Origin of the sequence: Bacillus salitolerans, from assembly GCF_042680805.1 — a bacterium.
Taxonomy (GTDB): Bacteria; Bacillota; Bacilli; order Bacillales; family SA4; genus Bacillus_CJ; species Bacillus_CJ salitolerans.
Window position 1 is genome coordinate 11,947 of the sequence record NZ_JBHUEM010000016.1, and the last position, 22,765, is coordinate 34,711.

General features: G+C 37.2%; 19 protein-coding genes. 18 read left to right on the forward strand and 1 reads right to left on the reverse strand.

Annotated elements, in window-relative coordinates; translation table 11 throughout:
- The first annotated feature begins 7 nt into the window (after window positions 1-7).
- From ystJ to ACFSCX_RS11200, 7 genes are all read left to right on the forward strand, one after another.
- Window positions 8-1,249 (forward strand): NADP-dependent malic enzyme, encoded by a 1,242-nt coding sequence (ystJ, locus tag ACFSCX_RS11170; RefSeq protein WP_377928310.1) that lies wholly within the window; start codon window positions 8-10, stop codon window positions 1,247-1,249.
- A gap of 9 nt (window positions 1,250-1,258) precedes the next feature.
- On the forward strand, window positions 1,259-1,867 hold the full coding sequence (locus ACFSCX_RS11175) for a FadR/GntR family transcriptional regulator (RefSeq protein ID WP_377928311.1): 609 nt from the start codon (window positions 1,259-1,261) through the stop codon (window positions 1,865-1,867).
- Between the two features lie 139 nt (window positions 1,868-2,006).
- Window positions 2,007-2,870 (forward strand): acetyl-CoA carboxylase, carboxyltransferase subunit beta, encoded by an 864-nt coding sequence (gene accD, locus ACFSCX_RS11180; protein ID WP_377928312.1) that lies wholly within the window; start codon window positions 2,007-2,009, stop codon window positions 2,868-2,870.
- A complete protein-coding gene (accA, locus tag ACFSCX_RS11185; protein WP_377928313.1) occupies window positions 2,864-3,841 on the forward strand; it encodes an acetyl-CoA carboxylase carboxyl transferase subunit alpha in 978 nt (325 codons plus the stop codon). Before accD ends, accA begins: the two co-directional genes overlap by 7 nt.
- 196 nt (window positions 3,842-4,037) lie before the next feature.
- Window positions 4,038-4,997, forward strand: a complete 960-nt coding sequence (gene pfkA / locus ACFSCX_RS11190) for a 6-phosphofructokinase (protein WP_377928314.1) — start codon at window positions 4,038-4,040, stop codon at window positions 4,995-4,997.
- Window positions 4,998-5,041: 44 nt separating this feature from the next.
- The gene (gene pyk / locus ACFSCX_RS11195) at window positions 5,042-6,796 is read left to right on the forward strand and encodes a pyruvate kinase (RefSeq protein WP_377928338.1); all 1,755 of its coding nucleotides are present in this window, start codon (window positions 5,042-5,044) and stop codon (window positions 6,794-6,796) included.
- A gap of 80 nt (window positions 6,797-6,876) precedes the next feature.
- The gene (locus ACFSCX_RS11200; RefSeq protein WP_377928315.1) at window positions 6,877-7,266 is read left to right on the forward strand and encodes an FxsA family protein; all 390 of its coding nucleotides are present in this window, start codon (window positions 6,877-6,879) and stop codon (window positions 7,264-7,266) included.
- Between the two features lie 368 nt (window positions 7,267-7,634).
- Here the strand turns inward: ACFSCX_RS11200 and ytvI are convergent, their stop codons facing one another.
- Entirely contained in the window at window positions 7,635-8,753 is a 1,119-nt protein-coding gene (ytvI, locus tag ACFSCX_RS11205) for a sporulation integral membrane protein YtvI (RefSeq protein ID WP_377928316.1), read from the reverse strand.
- Between the two features lie 162 nt (window positions 8,754-8,915).
- On the opposite strand from ytvI, the gene ACFSCX_RS11210 reads away from it, so the two are divergent.
- The 11 genes from ACFSCX_RS11210 to mutM all read left to right on the forward strand — a co-directional run bounded on the left by ACFSCX_RS11210 (window position 8,916) and on the right by mutM (window position 22,749).
- Window positions 8,916-9,374: a DUF441 domain-containing protein gene (locus tag ACFSCX_RS11210; protein ID WP_377928317.1), complete on the forward strand. Its 459-nt coding sequence runs from the start codon at window positions 8,916-8,918 to the stop codon at window positions 9,372-9,374.
- A gap of 317 nt (window positions 9,375-9,691) precedes the next feature.
- Window positions 9,692-10,810 carry a citrate synthase gene (gene citZ / locus ACFSCX_RS11215; protein ID WP_377928318.1) on the forward strand — a complete coding sequence of 373 codons (1,119 nt, stop codon included), beginning with the start codon at window positions 9,692-9,694 and terminating at the stop codon, window positions 10,808-10,810.
- A 186-nt stretch (window positions 10,811-10,996) separates the two neighbouring features.
- A complete protein-coding gene (icd, locus tag ACFSCX_RS11220) occupies window positions 10,997-12,268 on the forward strand; it encodes an NADP-dependent isocitrate dehydrogenase (RefSeq protein ID WP_377928319.1) in 1,272 nt (423 codons plus the stop codon).
- Window positions 12,269-12,333: 65 nt separating this feature from the next.
- Window positions 12,334-13,275, forward strand: coding sequence for a malate dehydrogenase (gene mdh / locus ACFSCX_RS11225; protein WP_377928320.1), 942 nt, complete (start codon window positions 12,334-12,336; stop codon window positions 13,273-13,275).
- An 82-nt stretch (window positions 13,276-13,357) separates the two neighbouring features.
- Window positions 13,358-13,834 carry a MaoC/PaaZ C-terminal domain-containing protein gene (locus tag ACFSCX_RS11230; protein WP_377928321.1) on the forward strand — a complete coding sequence of 159 codons (477 nt, stop codon included), beginning with the start codon at window positions 13,358-13,360 and terminating at the stop codon, window positions 13,832-13,834.
- 380 nt (window positions 13,835-14,214) lie between these two features.
- Entirely contained in the window at window positions 14,215-14,934 is a 720-nt protein-coding gene (locus ACFSCX_RS11235; RefSeq protein ID WP_377928322.1) for a winged helix-turn-helix domain-containing protein, read from the forward strand.
- The gene (gene pnpS / locus ACFSCX_RS11240) at window positions 14,927-16,696 is read left to right on the forward strand and encodes a two-component system histidine kinase PnpS (RefSeq protein WP_377928323.1); all 1,770 of its coding nucleotides are present in this window, start codon (window positions 14,927-14,929) and stop codon (window positions 16,694-16,696) included. The genes ACFSCX_RS11235 and pnpS overlap by 8 nt, the downstream gene beginning before the upstream one ends.
- Window positions 16,697-17,039: 343 nt before the next feature.
- Complete coding sequence (gene hflK / locus ACFSCX_RS11245; protein ID WP_377928324.1) at window positions 17,040-18,002, forward strand: FtsH protease activity modulator HflK; 963 nt, start codon at window positions 17,040-17,042, stop codon at window positions 18,000-18,002.
- Window positions 17,995-18,924, forward strand: coding sequence for a protease modulator HflC (gene hflC, locus ACFSCX_RS11250; protein ID WP_377928325.1), 930 nt, complete (start codon window positions 17,995-17,997; stop codon window positions 18,922-18,924). The genes hflK and hflC overlap by 8 nt, the downstream gene beginning before the upstream one ends.
- Window positions 18,925-19,200: 276 nt before the next feature.
- Complete coding sequence (polA, locus tag ACFSCX_RS11255) at window positions 19,201-21,831, forward strand: DNA polymerase I (RefSeq protein ID WP_377928326.1); 2,631 nt, start codon at window positions 19,201-19,203, stop codon at window positions 21,829-21,831.
- 84 nt (window positions 21,832-21,915) lie between these two features.
- On the forward strand, window positions 21,916-22,749 hold the full coding sequence (gene mutM, locus ACFSCX_RS11260) for a DNA-formamidopyrimidine glycosylase (RefSeq protein WP_377928327.1): 834 nt from the start codon (window positions 21,916-21,918) through the stop codon (window positions 22,747-22,749).
- Window positions 22,750-22,765 lie beyond the last annotated feature (16 nt).

The following is a 22,765-nucleotide window of genomic DNA, read 5'->3' on the forward strand; positions in this document are numbered from 1 at the left end:
CTGTTTTATGTCTACACTAAAAGAAGAAGCACTACATATTCATCGAATTAATCAAGGGAAACTAGAATCCAAATCAAAAGTACAAGTACGAAATGCATATGATTTAAGTTTAGCTTATTCACCTGGTGTTGCTGAACCATGTAAGGCAATCTATGACGATAAAAATAAAGTATATGAATATACAATGAAAGGTAACATGGTCGCAGTAGTATCAGACGGTACGGCTGTGTTAGGACTAGGTAACATTGGCCCAGAGGCTGCCATGCCAGTAATGGAAGGAAAAGCTGTCTTGTTCAAGAGTTTTGCTGGTGTTGATGCATTCCCAATTTGTTTAAATACAACGGATGTTGAGAAAATCATTGAAACAGTAAAATTACTGGAACCAACCTTCGGCGGTGTTAATTTAGAAGATATTGCTGCACCTAACTGCTTTGTTATAGAAGAAAGACTAAAAAAAGAAACGAATATCCCTATCTTCCATGATGATCAACATGGAACAGCCATCGTAACCGTAGCAGGACTTGTTAATGCCCTTAAGCTTGTGGGCAAGTCAATGTCAGAAATTAAAGTTGTAGCAAACGGTGCTGGTGCAGCTGGTATAGCGATTATAAAACTATTATACCGATACGGCGTTAGAGATATTATTATGTGTGACTCTAAAGGTGCCATTTATGATGGTAGACCTTATGGAATGAATAGTGTAAAACAAGAGGTTGCTGAATATACAAATAGAGACAAAGTGGAAGGAACATTAGCAGATGTTATGAAGGATGCTGATGTGTTTATTGGAGTCTCTGTTGAGGGTGCCTTAACGAAAGAAATGATCCGTGAAATGAACGAAGACCCAATAATTTTTGCAATGGCAAATCCAAATCCAGAAATTATGCCTGAGGATGCAAAAGAAGCTGGTGCAAGGGTAATTGGAACAGGACGTTCCGATTTCCCTAACCAAGTAAACAACGTTCTTGCATTTCCAGGTATATTCAGAGGGGCTCTAGACGTTAGAGCAACCCATATAAATGAAAAAATGAAAATCGCTGCTGTTGAAGCAATTGCAAGTCTTATCTCAGAAGCTGAATTAACAGCAGATTATGTTATTCCAGCACCATTCGATCCACGGGTTGCTCCTGCAGTTGCAGCTGCAGTTGCGCAGGCTGCAATGGAAACGGGTGTCGCAAGAATACAAGTAGAACCTAATGAAGTGGCAGAGAAAACTCGAAGGTTAGCCATCATTGGAAAAAGTGAGTGATTAGTAGCTGTGTCAATCCCACAGTCGAAGGTGTACATTGAGACTATTAAGGAAATTCATAAAATAATTGCAGAGGATTCCCTTCAGCCTGGAGATAAGATTCCTTCTGAACGAGAGCTGTCTGATCGATTAAAGGTTGGCCGATCTTCACTTAGAGAAGCCCTTAGAGCTCTTGAGCTTCTTGGTCTTATTGAAACACGAAGAGGTGAAGGAACGTTTGTAAAGGATTTTGGTGGTCATCATTTGGTGGAATTAATCGGTAATTTTATTCTGCAAAATGAAAAAGCTAAAAGTGATTTAATTGAAACAAAAAGCATTCTAGAAGAGCAAGCGATTCTCCTAGCTTGTACTAGAATTGAGGAACGGTTCTTGGAACAATTAAATGCTTTGATCAAGCAAAGGGATCAAAGCTTTCAACATGAATTTATGAAAACGATAGTTCTGTCTACTGGAAATAGACTTCTCTTAAAAATATGGGCCCTTCTAGCTCAATATACTGCTCCTATCATAGAGGAACAGGAGGTTCGTGATTTTTCGCTATATGAACAGCTTATAGCTCAAATTGATGAAGGCAAGGCTGATGGAGCAATCCAAATGTATCGAAAATTAGAATCGTAAATTATTTGTCGAATGCATGACGACAATCTTTTACAACATCTTGCATTCATTTTCAGTAAAGTATAAGGACAAAGGGCACTTTTGATAGAAAAGTAGCCTATTTAAAAATAGACTCTCTAAAGAGCTGGGAGGTTCAACATTGATAAAAGATTTGTTCACGAAGAAGAAGAAATACGCCACAATTCCATCTGAACAAAACAGGCAGGATGTTCCTGAAGGAATTATGTCCAAGTGTCCGAATTGTAAAAAAATCATGTATACTAAAGAACTAATTAAAAATTTAAGGGTATGTATGAACTGTGACTACCACTACTCAATGACAGCTTTTGAGAGAGTTGAAAGCTTATTAGATGAAGGTACTTTTAGTGAAATTGACAAAGATATGATTTCTGAAAATCCACTAGGTTTTCCAGATTATTTAGAGAAGTTAGCTAAAGATCGAGAAAAAACAGGCTTAAACGAAGCTGTTTTAACGGGAGAAGGCAAGATTGATGGTCACCCAGTGGTCATTGCTATCATGGATTCTACTTTCCGAATGGCAAGCATGGGCTCTGCAGTTGGTGAAAAGATTGCTAGAGCAGTTGAGCATGCCATGGAATTAAAAGTACCTTTTATTGTATTCACTGCATCTGGTGGTGCAAGAATGCAAGAGGGTGTTCTGAGTTTAATGCAAATGGCGAAGATTAGTGCAGTTCTAAAGAAGTTTAGTAATGAAGGGTTGCTTTATATTTCAATTATGACTCACCCTACAACTGGAGGGGTAACAGCAAGCTTTGCCTCAGTTGGTGACTATAATTTTGCAGAACCGGGTGCGTTAATTGGTTTTGCAGGGAGACGAATTATTGAACAGACGATACGAGAAGATTTACCTGAGGATTTCCAAACAGCTGAATTCTTACTAAAGCATGGTCAGCTTGATAGCGTTATTCATCGTGCCGAAATGAGAGAAACGTTAAGTAATATACTAGAAATTCATAGGCCGGGAGGGAAACTAGAGTGTTAGGAGAATTAGAATTTGAACGACCGGTGAACGAGCTAAAAAAGAAAATTGCAGAGTTAAAAGAATTTACAAAGCACGCGGATGTTGATTTATCTAGTGAAATTGATAAGCTGGAAAAAAGATTAGAAAAACTAGAATCAGAAGTATATACAAATTTAAGACCATGGGATCGTGTACAAATTGCTAGACATCCTGAGAGGCCAACAACACTAGATTATATCAAATACTTGTTTACAGGATTCTTTGAGTGTCATGGTGATCGTTACTACGGGGATGATCAAGCAATTGTCTCTGGTATTGCTAAGTACCATGGTTTGCCTGTTACTGTCATTGGACATCAACGCGGGAAGGATACAAAGGAGAATCTTCGCCGTAATTTCGGTATGCCTCACCCAGAGGGATATCGTAAAGCACTCCGTCTTATGAAGCAGGCAGAGAAATTTAATCGTCCGATTATTTGTTTCTTAGATACTAAAGGCGCTTTTCCTGGAAAGACAGCTGAAGAAAGAGGACAGGGGGAAGCTATTGCAAAGAACTTATTTGAAATGGCTGGTCTTTCTGTACCGATCATTTGTATCGTAATTGGAGAAGGAGCAAGTGGGGGTGCATTAGCGATTGGCGTAGGAAACCACGTGTTCATGCTAGAAAACTCATGGTATTCAGTTATCTCGCCTGAAGGTGCAGCAGCTCTATTATGGAAAGATGCTGGTCTAGCAAAAAAAGCAGCTGAAACGATGAAAATTACTGCTCCAGACTTAAAGGAGTTAGGTGTTATTGATGATATCATTCCAGAAGTAAAAGGCGGTGCTCACCGTGATGTAGTTGAGCAGGCCAACTTGGTTGATCAATACCTCTTAAAATCCTTGAAGGAATTAATTCAGTATGAAAAAGACGAGCTAATCGAGCATCGTTTTGAAAAATATAAAAATATCGGACAATTTACATTTGTAAACGATACCATTAGTGTAAAGTAAGGATACGTGCATCTAAGAGTGACCTCTGAGATGCACGTTTTGCTTTTCATATGTATTGTTTTCACTATTCCTTCATGTTATTTTAAATACGATGGAATGAGTATAAAACCACTTCCACATACTATACATATGTGTTTTTTTACATACTGATTAAAATAAATTTAAGTTCGTTATGATCATATTGAGAGGTGAAACGATGAAAAAAATAGGTGTTCTAACAAGTGGAGGGGACTCTCCAGGTATGAATGCAGCCGTTCGTGCTGTAGTAAGAAAGGCAATTTTTCATAACATCGAAGTATATGGAATCTATCAAGGTTATACAGGTTTGATGACAGGACAAATCAAAAAATTAGAGCTTGGTTCCGTCGGTGATATTATTCACCGTGGTGGGACATTTCTTTACTCTGCAAGGTCAGAAGAGTTTAAGACGATTGAGGGGCAGAAAAAAGGAATTGAGCAACTGAATAAACATGGCATTGAAGGAATTGTTGTTATCGGAGGAGATGGTTCGTATCGGGGTGCTGAAAAGCTTACAGAACATGGTTTTCCATGTGTCGGTGTACCAGGTACCATTGATAACGATATTCCAGGTACTGACTTTACGATTGGTTTTGATACAGCATTAAATACGGTTATCGATGCCATTGATAAAATTCGAGACACGGCAACCTCACATGAACGTACATATATAATAGAGGTAATGGGTCGGCATGCAGGTGATATTGCACTTTGGGCTGGACTTGCAGGTGGGGCAGAAACAATCTTAATCCCCGAGGCAAATTTTGATATGAATGATATTACCGCAAGATTAACTAGAGGACATGAACGTGGTAAGCGTCATAGTATTATTGTTGTGGCAGAAGGAGTTGGAAGTGGTGTTGAGATTGGAAAGCAAATTCAAGAATCAACAGGCTTTGAAACTCGCGTAAGTGTTCTTGGACACATACAACGTGGAGGCTCTCCGACTGCATTTGATCGAGTTCTTGCTAGTCGCCTAGGTGCTAGGGCGGTTGAACTGTTATTAGAAGGAAAGAAAGGCCGAGCTGTTGGAATTAAAAGTAATCAACTTGTTGACTTCTCAATCTCGGAAGCACTCTCCCAAACGCACACGGTTGATTTAAGTATGTATAAGCTTTCCACAGAATTATCCATATAACAATATTCATGATATTAATTTGATTAAAGGAAGTGTAATGAATGATGCGCAAAACAAAGATTGTTTGTACCATTGGACCTGCTAGTGAAACAGTTGAAAAGCTAGTTGAACTGATGGAAGCGGGGATGAATGTTGCGAGATTAAATTTCTCACACGGTAACTTTGAAGAGCATGGTAATCGGATCAAGAATATTAGAGAAGCAGCAGCAATGGTTGGAAAAACAGTTGCAATTCTTCTAGATACAAAAGGTCCAGAAATAAGAACGCACACGTTTGAAAATGGTTCGGCTGAATTAGTGTCTGGTGCTGAAGTCACCATTTCAATGGAAGAAGTAGTAGGTACGGCAGAGCGTTTTTCAGTTACCTATTCCAATTTAATTCATGATGTTGAAGTGGGCTCGAAAATATTGCTAGATGATGGTCTAATTGAACTCGAAGTAATCAAAATAGGACAAAACGATATAACGACAAAAGTTATTAACAGTGGAACAATCAAGAACAAAAAAGGGGTAAACGTACCGAATGTAAAAGTAAATCTACCTGGTATGACAGATAAGGATGCCAATGATATTTTATTTGGTATTGAGCAAGACGTTGATTTTATTGCAGCCTCTTTTGTAAGAAGGGCCTCAGATGTTTTAGAAATTCGTGAGTTATTAGAAAGCAACAACGGATCAAGAATTCAAATTATCCCTAAAATTGAGAATCAAGAAGGGGTAGACAATATTGATGAAATTCTTGAAGTATCCGATGGATTAATGGTGGCACGTGGAGACCTCGGTGTTGAAATTCCAGCAGAAGAGGTACCATTAGTTCAAAAAAATTTAATCAAAAAGTGTAATACACTTGGAAAACCAGTCATTACAGCTACTCAAATGTTAGATTCAATGCAGCGTAATCCTCGCCCAACAAGAGCGGAGGCAAGTGATGTTGCAAATGCAATCTTTGATGGAACGGATGCTATCATGCTTTCTGGTGAAACAGCTGCTGGTAATTATCCTGTAGAAGCCGTAAAAACAATGAATAATATTGCAAGCCGAGCTGAACAAGCTCTACAGTATCGTGAAATACTTCAAAATCGTAGTCGTTTAAGCGGCCAAACCGTCACAGATGCAATTGGGCAATCAGTTGCACATACAGCTCTTAACCTAGATGTATCAGCGATTGTAACTCCTACAGAAAGTGGTCACACAGCGAGAATGATTTCAAAGTATCGACCAAAGGCACCAATTATTGCAGTAACGGCAAATGATTATGTTTCACGGAGACTAGCTTTAGTTTGGGGAGTAACGGCACGAATTGGTGAAAAAGCAAGAACAACTGATGAAATGCTAGATAGTTCTGTAATGGAATCGTTAAATACCGGTTTAGTAAAACATGGTGATCTAATTGTGATTACGGCAGGGGTTCCAGTTGGTGAAACAGGAACGACCAACCTTATGAAGGTACATGTTGTGGGAGACATGATTGTAAAGGGACAAGGAATTGGAAGAAAGGCTGCATTTGGAAAAGTTGTTGTGGCAAATAGTGCTGAAGAGGCAAACTCAAAAATGAAAGATGGAGCGATACTTGTTACCAATAGTACGGATCGAGATATGATGGGAGCGTTAGAAAAAGCAGCTGCTTTGATAACTGAGGAAGGCGGTTTGACGAGCCATGCTGCTGTTGTAGGATTAAGTCTAGGAATTCCAGTCATAGTAGGTGTGGATCAAGCAACTAGCGTTTTAAAGGACGGCCAGGATGTAACGGTTGACTCTTCCCGTGGTGTCATTTATAGTGGCCATGCTAGTGTTTTGTAATATAATACGGGTAAATATGATATAGTGTAGAGAAGGGACGACATCCCCTTCTCTATTTTCTTTTTTGGGAGGCTACTTGAATGTTTAGAGTATTACTTGCTCTTATAATTATTGTTCCAGCCTTAGAAATTGGTTTGCTCATACTATCTGGTAATGTATTAGGTGTATGGCCAACAATATTACTGATCATTAGTACGGGAGTTTTAGGTGCATGGCTTGCAAAGAAGCAAGGTTTACAAGCTATTCAATATGTCCAGTATCAGGTTCAACAAGGTCAGGTACCAAGTGAAGTGATTATCGATGGACTTTGTATATTAGTTGGTGGGGTTGTACTATTAACGCCAGGATTTATTACAGATGCAATTGGATTTCTACTTTTATTCCCAGCTTCGAGAAAGGTCATAAAGCCATTTATTGTTAAATGGATTCAGTCTATGATTAATAACAATAGAATTACTATTATAAGATAATTGGCTCTCACCGTGTGAGGGCATTTTGTTTTGTTGGAGGAGTAGTGGTGGTTAAGGTTAGTTTTTTGGGAAATGTGGATTATAGCTGTATAGATGTGGAAAAACCACGTAATCGATGTATTTATCGCCGAAAAGAGGTGACAATCACGGTACCGAATTAACAAAAAATCCATAATTTGGGAAAGGGATTCATATTTATCCACTCGAAAATAAGTCCACATTTTGGTAAGAAGAGAAAGAGGTGCAATCATATTCTAGAAAATAAAAAGAGAAGCCAACAAGGCTCCTCCGTATGATAAAAAGTAGCATGAAAATATTTCTAGATAAGAGCGTTTGTTATCGGCAAAGAGTTCGATATGTTCTCTTTATTACGCTTCTTTTTTCCCAATAATATAACTCCATATGTCTTGAAATACATGAGCAGAGTGTAAGGTTTTTATGATGACTAATGTTACTGGTCCGATGATAAGACCTAAAAAACCAAAAAGCTTAAATCCAACAAATAACGAAACGAGTGTGGCTAATGGATCTAGTCCTATACTAGATGATAAAATTTTTGGTTCCATAATTTGTCGTTGAACGATAATAATAATATATAGAACAAGTAAACTAATTGTAAATGCCATGTCCCCCGTAAAAAATGAATAAACAATCCATGGAACAAATACTAGACCAGTCCCTAAATATGGTAATACATCCACTATCCCTATTAATAAAGCGATTGTGATAGCGTATTCCACACGTAAGAATAGAAGGCCAATTAATACAATAACGGTCGTAATAGAAATTAAAGTGGCTTGTGCTTTAATAAATCCAAACAATGCCTTTTTTAAGTCTGTGAACACAGATTTCCCACTTTCTCTTGCTTTTTTCGGCAAAAGTTTTGAAAATCTGTTAGATAGGTTATACCAATCTTTACTAATAAAGAAGGTCGCAAGTAACGCGAAAATAATAACTGTTGCGGCGTTTGGTATCCAACTAACAGCCTGTGGAATACTACTAAGGATACTTTCAAGTACATTTTTCCCTTGATCAATAATATTTCCAGCAAAGCTTTCGATGTTTGATAAAATCGTTTCTTTTTGCCCAGGATCTAAGTTTTCAAATGTGTTTGTTAATTGGTTGTAAAAAGGTATAATTTGAGCTGCAAATAGTTGCTCAATGTACGTCACAAGTTTTTCGAAATGCTGAGGAACGTTAGCCGCTAAATAGTTAGAGCCATTGATAATTTCTGCAATTAACAAAGTCAATAGTCCGGCGATTATACCAAAAGCAAGGATTAATACTACAAAGACGGCAACGGTTCTTGGCATTTTCACTTTCTTCTCAAAGATATTTACGAGAGGATTAATCATATATGCAATCACTAGGGCAATAATAAAAGGGTATGTAATGGTTGACAAATAGTAACAAGCAACTGCTCCACCTATAATAATGGCTAGGACAAATAAAAAACGAAGTATTTGAAAGATTAGTTTTGAATTCAAAGAGCGTCCTCCTTTTCGGGATATACATAGTAATATTTTACAATGGAATGAGAATGATGAAAAGGGAGGAACACTAAAACTTGTCTTAACCTCCATTTCTTGTAGGACGAGAAAAAAATATGGTAACATAATAGTGCTCCAAATGAAAGGAAGGGGTACACCATGGTCACACAACCGGTTATCTTTCTTTCCATTTTATTGATCATAGGTTTCATTGCAAAAAATCAATCTTTAATGATTTCGGTCGTATTTTTATTAGTCATTAAGCTAATAGGTCTTAGTGATAAAGTATTTCCCTATCTTCAAGAAAAAGGAATTAATCTAGGGGTTACCATTATTACTATTGCGGTCCTAATTCCTATCGCAACAGGAGAAATTGGATGGAAGCAACTATCAGAAGCTGTGAAATCATCTTATGCTTGGATTGCATTAGCTTCAGGTGTAGCTGTTGCACTGATTGCGAAAAGTGGTGTATCACTGTTAGCTGATGATCCACATATAACAGCAGCTCTTGTTTTTGGGACAATACTAGCAGTTGCACTTTTCAATGGAGTTGCCGTAGGTCCACTCATTGGGGCAGGGATTGCCTATATTGTGATGAGAATTGTTCAGTGGTTCTAAATAATAATTTTCAAACCGGAAAATGGAGATTTGAAAGAAAAGATTGTTCCATTGCATTTGTGATTACTTTTTTGTAATAATAATCTTGTTATTTAATTTAGTCCTTTTGATTCACAAAAATCAGATAATTGTTTATAATGAAGGATAGTGATAGTGTTGATAATAGATTCATCACTAGACACATAGAATCATCCTTCCTACATATCATGATAAACCGTTAGAATTTGGATTATCACGATTTTTTGTTTTGTATAAAATGTAAGCATTTTCGGTTTTTAAAAAGGATGGGAATATTCTAGGAAAAAGGAGAGGTTTTTATGACAGCAACACGTGGTCTTGAAGGAGTTGTGGCGGCTACTTCGTCTATCAGCTCAATCATCGATGATGTACTTACTTATGGAGGGTATAATATTGATGATTTAGCAGAGCATGCTAGCTTTGAAGAGGTAATATATTTACTGTGGCATGGTAAGTTACCTAATCAAAAAGAATTAGACGAGCTAACTGCACAACTTGCTCAGAATGCAACACTTCCACAAGGAGTATTAGATCATTTCAAAACATACCCAATCGATCAAGTTCACCCAATGGGAGCTCTTCGTACAGCTGTTTCATTATTAGGTTTGTATGATGAGGAAGCAGATGTGATGGATAAAGAATCTAATTACCGTAAAGCTATCCGTCTACAAGCCAAACTACCAACAATCGTAGCAGCATTTTCTAGAATTCGTAAAGGCCAAGAACCAATAGCACCTAGAAGCGATTTAGGTGTTGCAGCAAATTTTGTATACATGCTAACTGGTAAAGAGCCAGAGGCTGTAGCAATAGAAGCATTAAACAAAGCATTAGTTCTTCACGCAGACCATGAGTTAAATGCTTCAACCTTTACAGCTCGCGTTTGTGTGGCAACACTTTCTGATGTTTACTCAGGGGTAACTTCTGCAATCGGGGCACTAAAAGGTCCTCTTCATGGTGGAGCAAACGAGCAAGTAATGAAAATGCTTGCTGAAATAGGTGAAGTTGAAAATGTAGATGCATATTTAACTGAGAAATTTGCAAATAAAGAAAAAATCATGGGCTTTGGACACCGTGTATATCAAAACGGAGACCCACGTGCAAAACACCTAAAGAAGATGTCTAAGGAATTAACACAAATTACTGGTGAGCCAAAATGGTATGATATGTCCGTTAAAATTGAAGAAGCAGTTACTGGGCAAAAAGGTATTCCAGCAAACGTTGATTTCTATTCAGCTTCTGTTTATCATAGCTTAGGAATTGATCATGACCTATTTACCCCAATCTTTGCTGTTAGCCGTGTGTCTGGATGGTTAGCTCATATTCTAGAGCAATACGAAAACAACCGTATTATCCGTCCGCGTGCAGAGTACACTGGACCAGGTAAACAAGCTTATATTCCGATTGAACAACGAGCATAAACGATATATTTTTTTGGCTGTAATAAAGGTAATAGTTTTTAACCCCAGTTGATTATTGCGGAAGCGGCGAGAGTCCTTCTGAAGAAATCAACAACAAATTTTAACTGAGCCATATTTTTAACAATAAATAGGTTAAAAGAGGGTAACTCTCTTTTAGCCTAGAACATTAAAACTGGAGGTATTCCCATGTCACAAGGTCAAAAAATTACAGTTTCCAATGGAACATTGAACGTACCAAATAATCCAATTATCCCTTTCATTGAAGGTGATGGAATTGGACCTGATATTTGGGCTGCAGCATCAAGAGTGTTAGAAGCGGCTGTAGAAAAAGCTTACAAAGGCGAAAAGAAAATTGAATGGAAAGAAGTACTTGCTGGTGAAAAGGCATTTAACCAAACAGGTCAATGGTTACCAGATGAAACATTAGATGTAATCCGTGAATACATAATTGCAATTAAAGGACCATTAACAACACCAATAGGTGGAGGAATTCGTTCTTTAAACGTTGCTCTTCGTCAAGAGCTTGATTTGTTTGTATGCTTACGTCCAGTTCGTTATTTCCAAGGTGTACCGTCACCAGTTAAACGTCCTGAAGATACAGATATGGTGATCTTCCGTGAGAACACTGAAGACATTTATGCAGGTATAGAATATGCTAAAGGCTCTGAAGAAGTACAAAAGCTTATCAACTTCTTACAAAATGAAATGGGTGTTAAGAAAATTCGTTTCCCTGAAACTTCTGGTATCGGTATTAAGCCTGTATCTGAAGAAGGAACATCACGTTTAGTACGTGCTGCAATTAACTACGCAATCAAAGAAGGTCGTAAATCAGTAACATTAGTTCATAAAGGAAACATCATGAAGTTCACTGAAGGTGCTTTCAAGAACTGGGGTTATGAGCTTGCTGAAAAGGAATTTGGTGATAAGGTATTCACTTGGGCAGAATACGATCGTATCGTAGAAGCTGAAGGTAAGGATGCTGCTAACAAGGCTCAAGCTGATGCTGAGGCTGCTGGCAAAATCATTATAAAAGACTCAATCGCAGATATTTTCTTACAACAAATTTTAACGCGTCCAAGCGAGTTTGATGTTGTGGCAACAATGAACCTAAATGGAGATTACATCTCTGATGCACTTGCTGCACAGGTTGGTGGAATCGGTATTGCTCCAGGAGCAAATATTAACTATGAAACTGGTCACGCAATCTTCGAAGCCACGCATGGTACTGCACCTAAGTATGCAGGGTTAGATAAGGTAAATCCTTCATCTGTTCTTTTATCAGGAGTACTAATGCTTGAACACCTTGGTTGGAATGAAGCAGCTAAGTTAGTAATGGACTCTATTGAAAAGACTATTGCTTCTAAAGTTGTAACATATGACTTTGCTCGTCTAATGGACGGTGCTACTGAAGTGAAATGTTCTGAGTTTGGTAACGCGTTAATTGAAAACATGGCTTAATTCTCATAATTGCTACCTCTATTTGAGGTAGCGATTCTTACATTTTTAATAAGGGGGATTGTGTAATGGCTGGGATTAAACGTAGAAAGATTTCTGTAATTGGTGCTGGTTTTACTGGAGCAACAACAGCGTTAATGGCTGCTCAAAAGGAACTTGGTGATATCGTATTAGTGGATATTCCAAATCTTGAAAACCCAACTAAAGGTAAAGCGCTAGATATGTCAGAAGCAAGTCCGGTTCAAGGTTTTGATGCTACTATTATTGGTACTTCTGACTATGCAGATACAGCTAACTCTGATATCGTTGTAATAACTGCAGGAATTGCACGTAAGCCTGGTATGAGCCGTGATGATTTAGTTAGTACTAATGCAAAAATTATGAAGAGTGTTACACAAGAAATTGTTAAACATTCTCCGAATTGCGTCATTATCGTCCTAACCAATCCTGTTGATGCTATGACTTATACAGTATTTAAAGAGTCTGGATTCCCCAAAAGCCGTGTAATCGGTCAATCAGGTGTACTTGATACTGCTCGTTTTCGTACATTCGTAGCTCAGGAGCTTCAATTATCAGTGAAGGATATTACTGGTTTCGTTTTAGGTGGTCACGGTGACGATATGGTTCCATTAGTACGTTATTCCTATGCTGGTGGGATTCCATTAGAGACCCTTATACCAAAAGACCGCTTAGATGCAATTGTGGAACGTACTCGTAAGGGCGGCGGTGAAATCGTAAACTTACTTGGGAACGGAAGTGCTTACTACGCTCCAGCTGCCTCTCTTGTTGAAATGGTTGAAGCAATTCTAAAGGATCAAAAACGTGTCCTCCCAACGATTGCCTATTTAGAAGGGGAATATGGTTACGAGGATTTATATCTTGGTGTACCTACCATCCTTGGAGGCAATGGGCTTGAGAAGATTATCGAGCTTGAACTTACTGAAGATGAAAAGAAAGCCCTAGACAAATCAGTAGAATCAGTGAAGAGTGTTATGGCAGTATTACCATAATAAAGACGGGGATAAATCCCCGTTTTTTATTCATAAATTTTGTAAGCGATTTCAGTAATGAAGTGAATGGGGGTTAGATTGTATGCTACTTGGTAAAAAACGTAAACTTGGTCGTAAAATAGAGGAAATGACAGTTGGGGAAAAATTAACACTAACTGAAAAAATTGAAGACAAAGACATTCTCTTATATTTAGGGTTAACAAATGATGCGAATCCACTCTTTATTCAACATGATTTTGCCTCACAAACACCTTTTAAAAAACCAATTGTTCCACAAATTATGTTAACAGGGATTATGACATCAGCCATTTCTAAGTATTTACCTGGTCCAGGAAGTGCTATTCTTCAACAAAACATAAAATTTATCAAGCCGGTTTATCACTACGCGACCATTGAATTTCTATTTGAAGTAACAGCTATCAATATGAAAAGTGATGAGGTTGAGATAACCGTAAAGGCGATCAATGAGGAAAAAGAGGTAGTGATTGAAGGTAAATTTAATGTTACTCCGCCACAAGTAATGGAAACAATGACAGGAAAAGCCTTAGAGAATTTCTAAAAAGATAAGAAAGGGGAAACCCTTTTTTTTTTTTGATTTAAGAACGTATAAAAGTATTCAGCAACAAAATGGGCTAGTTGCTTGGCATCCAGCTCCAGCATCCAGCTCCAGCATCCAGCCTCTCGAGGTCAAACAACCTTAAATGTTAAAGGGGAATACACCCTTTTTTTCATTTAGGAACATTTGCTCTGCCTTAGGCTAACTGGGGCGCCCTGAGCCTTTTGTACTTGCTTGTCATGGTATTATGCTTCTTTCTATACGAATAGTTTAACAGATTAAGACTAAAATGCTTTGTTAAACCTATATTTTCATAGTATGATGGAAGCAAATGGAGTACTAACATAATATTGATAGAAATTTAGCTTGAGTTGGAGGATCACATGAACAAAAAAGTATTAGTTGTTGATGATGAACAATCAATTGTCACATTATTGCAATACAATTTACAGCAGGCTGGTTTTGATGTAATAACTGCGATGGATGGTGAATCTGGTAAGAATAAGGCGATAGAAGAAAAGCCTGATATGATGGTATTGGACTTAATGTTGCCTAAAATGGATGGAATTGAAGTGTGTAAGCAGCTTCGACAGTTAAAAGTCATGACTCCAATCTTGATGTTAACAGCGAAAGATGATGAGTTTGATAAAGTATTAGGATTAGAACTTGGTGCTGATGACTATATGACAAAGCCTTTTAGTCCTAGGGAAGTGGTTGCACGAGTAAAGGCGATTTTAAGAAGAACTCAGCAAATGAATGAAATCGAAGTAAAAGAACAAGACAATCATGAACAAATTTTGATTGCCGATTTGAAAATTTTACCAGATCATTATGAAGCCTACTTTAGTGATGATAGACTTGAGCTTACTCCTAAAGAATTTGAGCTTCTTGTTTATTTAGCAAAGCATAAAGGCAGGGTTCTAACAAGAGACCAGCTGTTAAGTGCGGTTTGGAATTATGATTTTGCAGGAGATACAAGGATTGTAGATGTCCATATTAGCCATTTGCGGGAAAAAATTGAACGAAATACAAAAAAGCCAATTTATATAAAAACAATCCGAGGGCTAGGATACAAGCTCGAGGAGCCAAAGATGGATGAATAAATTCCGTTCCAGGCTAATATTTGGGTTTATTACTCTTATCCTTATGGTACTGCTCGGCTTAGGGATATTACTAGGTCAGATTTTTAAAAGCTTCTATACGAACACTCTTAATGAGCGACTTGAAAAGGAAGCAAACCTAGTTGCCACCCTAATCGAAGAAAATGGATTGAGTCAACCAAATTTAAAGGAGCAGGTAAACAATATAGGAAACGCTTTAGACTCAAGAATTACAATTATGCAGGCAGATGGAACAATTTTAGTAGATACGAGCACAATAAGTAAACATCCCAATTCAACTATTGACAGATTTAAAAGGATGATTGAATCTCAGGAGGAAAAGAATACATCCTTCCATGTAATTGATGAAAAAAAGGATGAATTCTATTATGTCGTACCCTTACATAGTGCAGACCGGATTGTAGTTGAAGGATATTTACTGCTAAATCTATCGGTTGATTCACTAAAAAAAATTAATCAACAAATTTGGGGACTTCTAGTCAGTAGCTTAGGGCTAGCTTTTGTTGTCATATTTTTATTAGGAATTCGAATTACGAAACATTATGTAAAACCAATTGAAGCCGCTACAAGAGTGGCAACCGAGCTGGCAAAAGGTAATTATAAGGCTAGAACGTTTGAAGAGCATCTTGATGAGACAGGAATGCTAAGCCAGTCCATTAATATTTTGGCAAGGAATCTTCAAGATATGGTCAAAGCTCAAGAAATGCAGCAGGATCGTCTTACCACCTTAATTGAAAATATGGGTAGTGGCCTAATTTTAATTGATGGTCGAGGCTACATAAACCTTATTAATCGTTCCTATAAAGAGATTTTTGATGTAGAACCGATTGATTATTTATATCGACTCTATTACGAAGCTATTCAGCATAAAGAAGTGATCTCATTAGTAGAAGAAATCTTTATGACGGAAGTGAAAGTACGGAAGCAAATGCAACTTTCCTTAAAGATAGAAAGAAGGCATTTTGAGGTGTATGGAGCTCCGATAATAGGAACAAATGACGAATGGAAGGGAATTGTATTAGTCTTCCATGATATATCTGAGTTAAAGAAGCTAGAGCAAATGAGAAAGGATTTCGTAGCGAATGTTTCTCATGAGCTTAAGACGCCAATTACATCGATAAAAGGATTTTCTGAAACGCTTTTAGATGGGGCGATGGACGATAAGCAGCTAACTGAAAATTTTCTCTCCATCATTCTAAAAGAAAGTGACAGGCTTCAGATCTTAATCCAGGATTTATTAGATTTATCAAAAATGGAGTCACATGGGTTTTCAATAAATTTTCAGCGAGTTGACCTTACTGAAGTATTAGGTGAAGTCATTGTTATGTTAAAGGGCAAGGCGGAGGACAAAGATATTTCCCTAGAATTACATGCTAAGGATAATACGGTGATTGAAGGGGATTTATATCGTCTAAAGCAAATATTTATAAATTTAATTAATAATGGGATTGCCTATACACCATCAAAGGGAAGAGTGTCCATTTCGATTCAAGAACTTGAGCATCAAGTTCAAGTGAAAATAGATGATACAGGCATTGGAATGAATGAAAAGGAGATCCCTCGGATATTTGAACGATTCTATCGGGTGGATAAGGCGAGGGATCGGAGCTCGGGTGGAACTGGGTTAGGGTTGGCAATTGTTAAGCATTTGGTAGAAGCCCATCACGGAACCATTCGTGTAACAAGTAAACAAGGAGTAGGAACTACTTTTACCGTCACCTTTTATAAAAAACTAGGGAAATAATAGATTGGAACATAAGATATATTGTATGCTCCGGCACAGGAAAAACGACAATATTGAACATATTTACAAATTCTTAACAGATAGTTCATCTCCTCTTCATATTCAATCTATACGATTAAGATGAAACCCCTTCATCCAAGGAGCCAATCTTTTTTAGACGAGTACATTTTAGTACTCGTCCCTTTTTTTATATGTTAAAACTAATGATAAACGAAATCATTTCCCCTTATAAGCTTTGAGGAAAAAATACGTATAAAAACATGTTAAGATAATAAAAGTGAAACCAATTTAGGTTTCAAACGTAAATAGTTTTGGGAGATGAAAAAAAAGGGGAGTAGAATCGATGAGTTTAAGACGATTATTAGTATTAACCGGCCTTGGATTCGGTGTGATTGTTCTCGGTATCGTTGGATTAACCTCATGGTATACTGTTGATGAATCCGATCAAGCCGTTATTTTAACACTTGGAAAGGTGGACACAGCGGTCATAGAACCTGGCTTACATTTTAAGCTACCTTGGCCGATACAAGATGTTGAAAAACTATCAAAAGAAACCTTTAGTTTACAATTTGGATATGAGGAAAAGGATGGTACACTTAAAGAATTTCCAGAAGAGACAAAGATGATTACTGGAGATGAAAATATTGTTTTAGCAGATATGGTTGTACAATGGAGGATTACGGAGCCAGCTAAATATTTATATAATGCTATTGATCCACAAGAAATATTGTATAATGCAACTTCGGCATCACTAAGAAGTATCATTGGTAGCTCGAAAATTGATGATGCTCTGACATCCGGAAAAGCAGAGATTGAGGCAGAAGTAAGGGAATTATTAACTACATTAATTGAAAAGTATGATGTTGGTATCTCTATTTCATCTGTGAAATTACAAGATGTTGAACTCCCAAATGAAGAGGTACGAAGGGCTTTTACAAATGTAACAGATGCCCGTGAAACAATGAATACAAAGATAAATGAAGCAAATAAGTATTACAATAAACGCAGTCAAGAAGCTGAAGGGGAAAAAGATGCCTTAATTTCAAAGGCAGAGGGAGATCGTACAGCTCGAATTGAACAGGCGAAGGGGGATGTGGCACGATTCAACGCACTATACAGTGAATATGTGAAGGCACCAGATATTATGAGAAAACGTCTTGTGTTAGAAACACTGGAATCAGTATTACCACATGCCGAAATTTATATTATGAATGATGATGGAAATACAATGAAGTATTTCCCGATTAGACCGATGGAAAAGCAAGCGCCACCTGCACAAGCGGAAGGAAGTGAAAAGAATGAGTGATGGAAATGTAATAGATATTAATGAAAAGAAGCCATTAGAGTGGAGAAAATACACGAAAATCGGAATATTTTTACTAATTTTACTTGTTCTCTTCATTACCGTATTAACCAATATTTTTATCGTAAGAGAAGGGGAGTACAAAGTAGTAAGGCAGTTTGGAGAGGTTGTTAGAATAGACGCTACTCCAGGGTTATCTTACAAAATTCCTTTTATTCAAACAGTTGAAACCTTGCCAAAATATCAAATGGTCTATGATGTAGCGAAGGAAGAAATTAATACAAAAGATAAGAAGCGAATGATTATTGATAATTATTCTGTTTGGCGTATTGAAGATCCCAAAGCTATGATTGCGAACGCAAGAACAGTTGTTAATGCTGAGGCGAAAATGGGGGAGTTTATTTTCTCTGTTATTCGTGCTGAGCTAGGTCAATTAAATTATGACGAGATCATTAATGATGAAAAGTCATCAAGAGGTAGCTTAAATGATCGGATCACAGAAAGAGTAAATGTGTTGCTGAAAGAAGCGAATTATGGAATTGTCGTAACTGATGTTCGAATGAAGCGTACAGATCTTCCACCAGAGAATGAACAATCTGTATATACTCGAATGATTTCTGAACGTGAATCAACAGCTCAGCAATACTTATCCATGGGTGACGCTGAAAAAAATAGAATGATCGCAAACACTGATAAAGAGGTTACAGAGCTATTAGCAAAAGCAAAGGCAGAGGCAGAAATTATTCGGGCAGAAGGTGAATCTCAAGCTGCTCAAATTTATAATCAAGCGTTCAGTAGAGATGTAGAATTTTATGATCTATACCGAACACTAGAGTCATACAAAAAGACGATCGATGGAGAAACTTTAATCGTGATTCCATCTGACTCACCTTATGCTAAAATTCTTTCAGGTTATATCGAGTAACCTTTACTAAAAAAATACAATTGATGCATAATTAAGCTGCCGTTTTCCTTTCTAATCTTACTCATGATAGAATAAGGAAAATGGCAGTTTTTTCTTTGTCTAATTGGAACGTACGTATAAAGCTTTTCGTAATAATGAACTATGTATACTTATTATTACGTTTCAAATTTGAACACTGGATAAGAGAAACTATGTAACCGCGGCATCCAAGGACTCGTGCTAGCGATGTTTTTCTAAATAGCTGCTTGATCAGAAAGTTTTAGAGGAGGATCTGTAATGACTAAAAAAGTAGTGTTGATAGATGGAAATAGTTTAGCCTACCGAGCTTTCTTTGCTTTACCCCTTTTACATAATGAAAAGGGTATACATACGAATGCGGTCTACGGTTTTACGATGATCTTAATGAGAATCTTGGAGGAAGAAAAACCAACTCATATGCTTGTTGCATTTGATGCAGGAAAAACAACCTTTAGGCATAAAACATTCACAGAATACAAAGGTGGTAGACAAAAAACACCACCGGAGCTTTCGGAACAAATGCCATTTATTAGGGAGTTATTAGATGCCTACAACATTACTAGATACGAACTAGAAAATTATGAGGCAGATGATATAATCGGGACAATTTCGAAGCTGTATGAGCAAGATGATTGTGAAATTAAGGTGATTACAGGAGATAAAGACTTACTTCAGCTTGTATCAAACAAAGTGACAGTAGATATAACAAGGAAAGGTATCACAGAAGTAGATTCGTATACACCTGAATATCTAAATGAAAAGTATGGTATCACCTCCAGTCAGATCATAGATATGAAAGGACTAATGGGGGATACCTCTGATAATATTCCCGGTGTACCTGGAGTAGGAGAAAAAACCGCTCTTAAGCTGTTAAAGGAGTATGGTTCCGTAGAAGAAATCTATGAGCATCTTGATGAAATAAGCGGGAAAAAGCTAAAAGAAAAGCTAGAAGAAAATAAAGACAAAGCGTTTATGAGTAAAGAACTTGCAACCATTTTTCGTGAAGCACCTCTTACTATTTCAATAGAAGACATTTCATATCGAGGTTTGAATGAAAAATCTGTCGTTACTCTTTTTAAAGACTTAAATTTCCAATCTTTACTTGATAAAATGAATGTTGATATTCAGGATGAAACAGAAGAGCTTGAGGAATTACGTTATGAAACCCTAGAAGAAATTCATGACGAAGTTCTGACAGAGGAAACTACGCTAATTGTGGAAATCATCGATGACCATTATCATCAAGCAACAATTCAAGGCATTGCCATCGTAAACCAACATGATAAATACTATCTACCTACTTCAGTTGCGTTGAATTCTGAGCGTTTTAAAGCGTGGGCAATCGACGAAACGAAGAAAAAGTCTATATTTGATGCAAAAAAAGCGATTGTTGCACTTGGTTGTCAAGGTGTAGAGCTAAGAGGAATAGAATTTGATCTGTTAATTGCTTCTTATATTTTGAATCCAGGAGAAGCTACTGAAGATCTGGCTACAATTGCTCGGAAAAAGGGTTATTATAATGTTCAAACAGATGAAGCTGTGTATGGAAAAGGTGCAAAACGAAAGGTGCCGGAAGAACAGGTGCTAGCTGAGCACGTAGTGAGAAAAGCAGTTGCATTAAGAGAACTTCAAGATACCTTTTCTAAAGAATTACAAGAAAATCATCAATATGAGCTGTTTGAAAAATTAGAGCTCCCTCTCTCCTTCATACTAGCTAATATGGAAGCAACAGGGGTCACAGTCGATAAAAATCGCTTACTAGAAATGCAAGAAGATTTAACGAGGCGATTAGAAGAGCTTGAAAAGGAAATCTATACTCATGCCGGTGAAGAATTTAATATTAATTCACCAAAACAGCTTGGCGTTATTTTATTTGAAAAATTGAATTTACCTGTCATTAAGAAAACGAAAACGGGATATTCTACTTCTGCCGATATTTTAGAACAGTTAGAGGACAAGCATGAAATTATTTCGTCTATTTTAACTTACAGGCAGTTAGGTAAATTAAACTCAACCTACTTGGAAGGACTATTAAAGGTTATTAATGAAGATACAGGTAAAGTCCATACAAGATTTAATCAAGTATTAACACAAACAGGAAGACTTAGTTCGATTGATCCTAACCTTCAAAACATACCAATACGTCTTGAAGAAGGACGAAAAATAAGACAAGCCTTTATCCCATCTAAGAAGGATTGGGTCATATTTGCTGCTGACTATTCTCAGATTGAATTACGCGTACTTGCTCATATAGCCGAAGATGAGAAACTAGTAGATGCCTTTCAAAATGACATGGACATCCATACAAAAACGGCAATGGATGTCTTTAATGTAAAAGCAGAGGAAGTTACCTCTGATATGAGAAGACAGGCAAAGGCTGTGAACTTTGGGATTGTCTACGGAATTAGTGATTATGGTCTCTCACAAGGACTCGGTATAACACGAAAAGAAGCAGGTAAATTTATTGAAAAATATTTAGAAAGCTTTCCAGGTGTAAAAGAGTATATGAGCGACATTGTACATGAAGCAAGACAGAATGGTTTTGTAAGTACGTTAATGCAGCGCCGGAGATACATCCCTGATATAACAAGTCGAAATTTTAATCTGAGAAGCTTTGCTGAAAGAACAGCTATGAATACACCTATTCAGGGGAGTGCAGCAGATATTATTAAGAAGGCGATGATTGACCTTGCTGCAGCATTAGAAAATGAAGGGCTTGAAGCAAAGCTGTTATTACAAGTACATGATGAATTAATATTGGAAGCACCAAAAGAAGAAATAGAAAAATTAAAAAGTCTAGTACCAAATGTAATGGAGCATGCATTAGAATTAAAGGTTCCATTAAAAGTAGATTACGCATATGGGCCAAGTTGGTATGATGCGAAATAATAATATTCTATTTGATATGTTTAGAACAATCGTCATGTGAAAAGTACCTAAATAAAAGAATGAATAGGGTAAGGATGTGAAGAAATGCCTGAATTACCTGAGGTTGAAACCGTTCGGCGAACACTCATTGAATTAGTAAAGGGAAAAACAATCGAAGAGGTTATCGTAAATTGGCCCAAAATGATCAAAAAACCGGAGCCAGTAGAACAATTTGTTGATGCACTAAAAGGACAAACCATCCGTGATGTTAAACGAAGAGGAAAATTCCTAAAATTTATTCTTGATGACTATGTGCTCGTTTCACATCTTAGGATGGAAGGAAGGTATGGACTCTTTCCGAAGCCAGAGGCAATTGATAAGCATACGCATGTTCTATTTACTTTTACAGATGGTTCAGAGCTTCGTTATAAGGATGTTCGGAAATTTGGAACGATGCATTTGTTTTCACACGGTGAGGAAGAAAAAAGCTTACCGCTATCACAGCTTGGACCAGAACCATTTTCAGAGGAATTTACCGTAAATAGGTTGTATAAGCAGCTACAAAGAACGAATCGTAAAATAAAGGTTGCTCTATTGGACCAAATAATCGTTGTTGGACTAGGCAACATATACGTTGATGAGGCGCTTTTCAGATCAGGTATTCATCCGGAACGTATTTCAAATACGTTAACGGTAGAAGAAGTCAAAATCCTACATCAAGAAATTGTAAAAACCCTAGAAGAAGCGGTTGAAAAAGGTGGAAGCACCGTTCGTTCCTATGTCAATACTCAAGGGCAAATTGGCATGTTTCAGCTTGAGTTATTCGTGTATGGGCGTAGGGGTGAAGATTGTAAAAAATGTGGAACAGAGATTGCAAAGACAGTCGTAGGAGGGCGAGGGACTCATTTTTGTCCTAACTGCCAAATACATATCAAGTAATACTAACATCGGATGG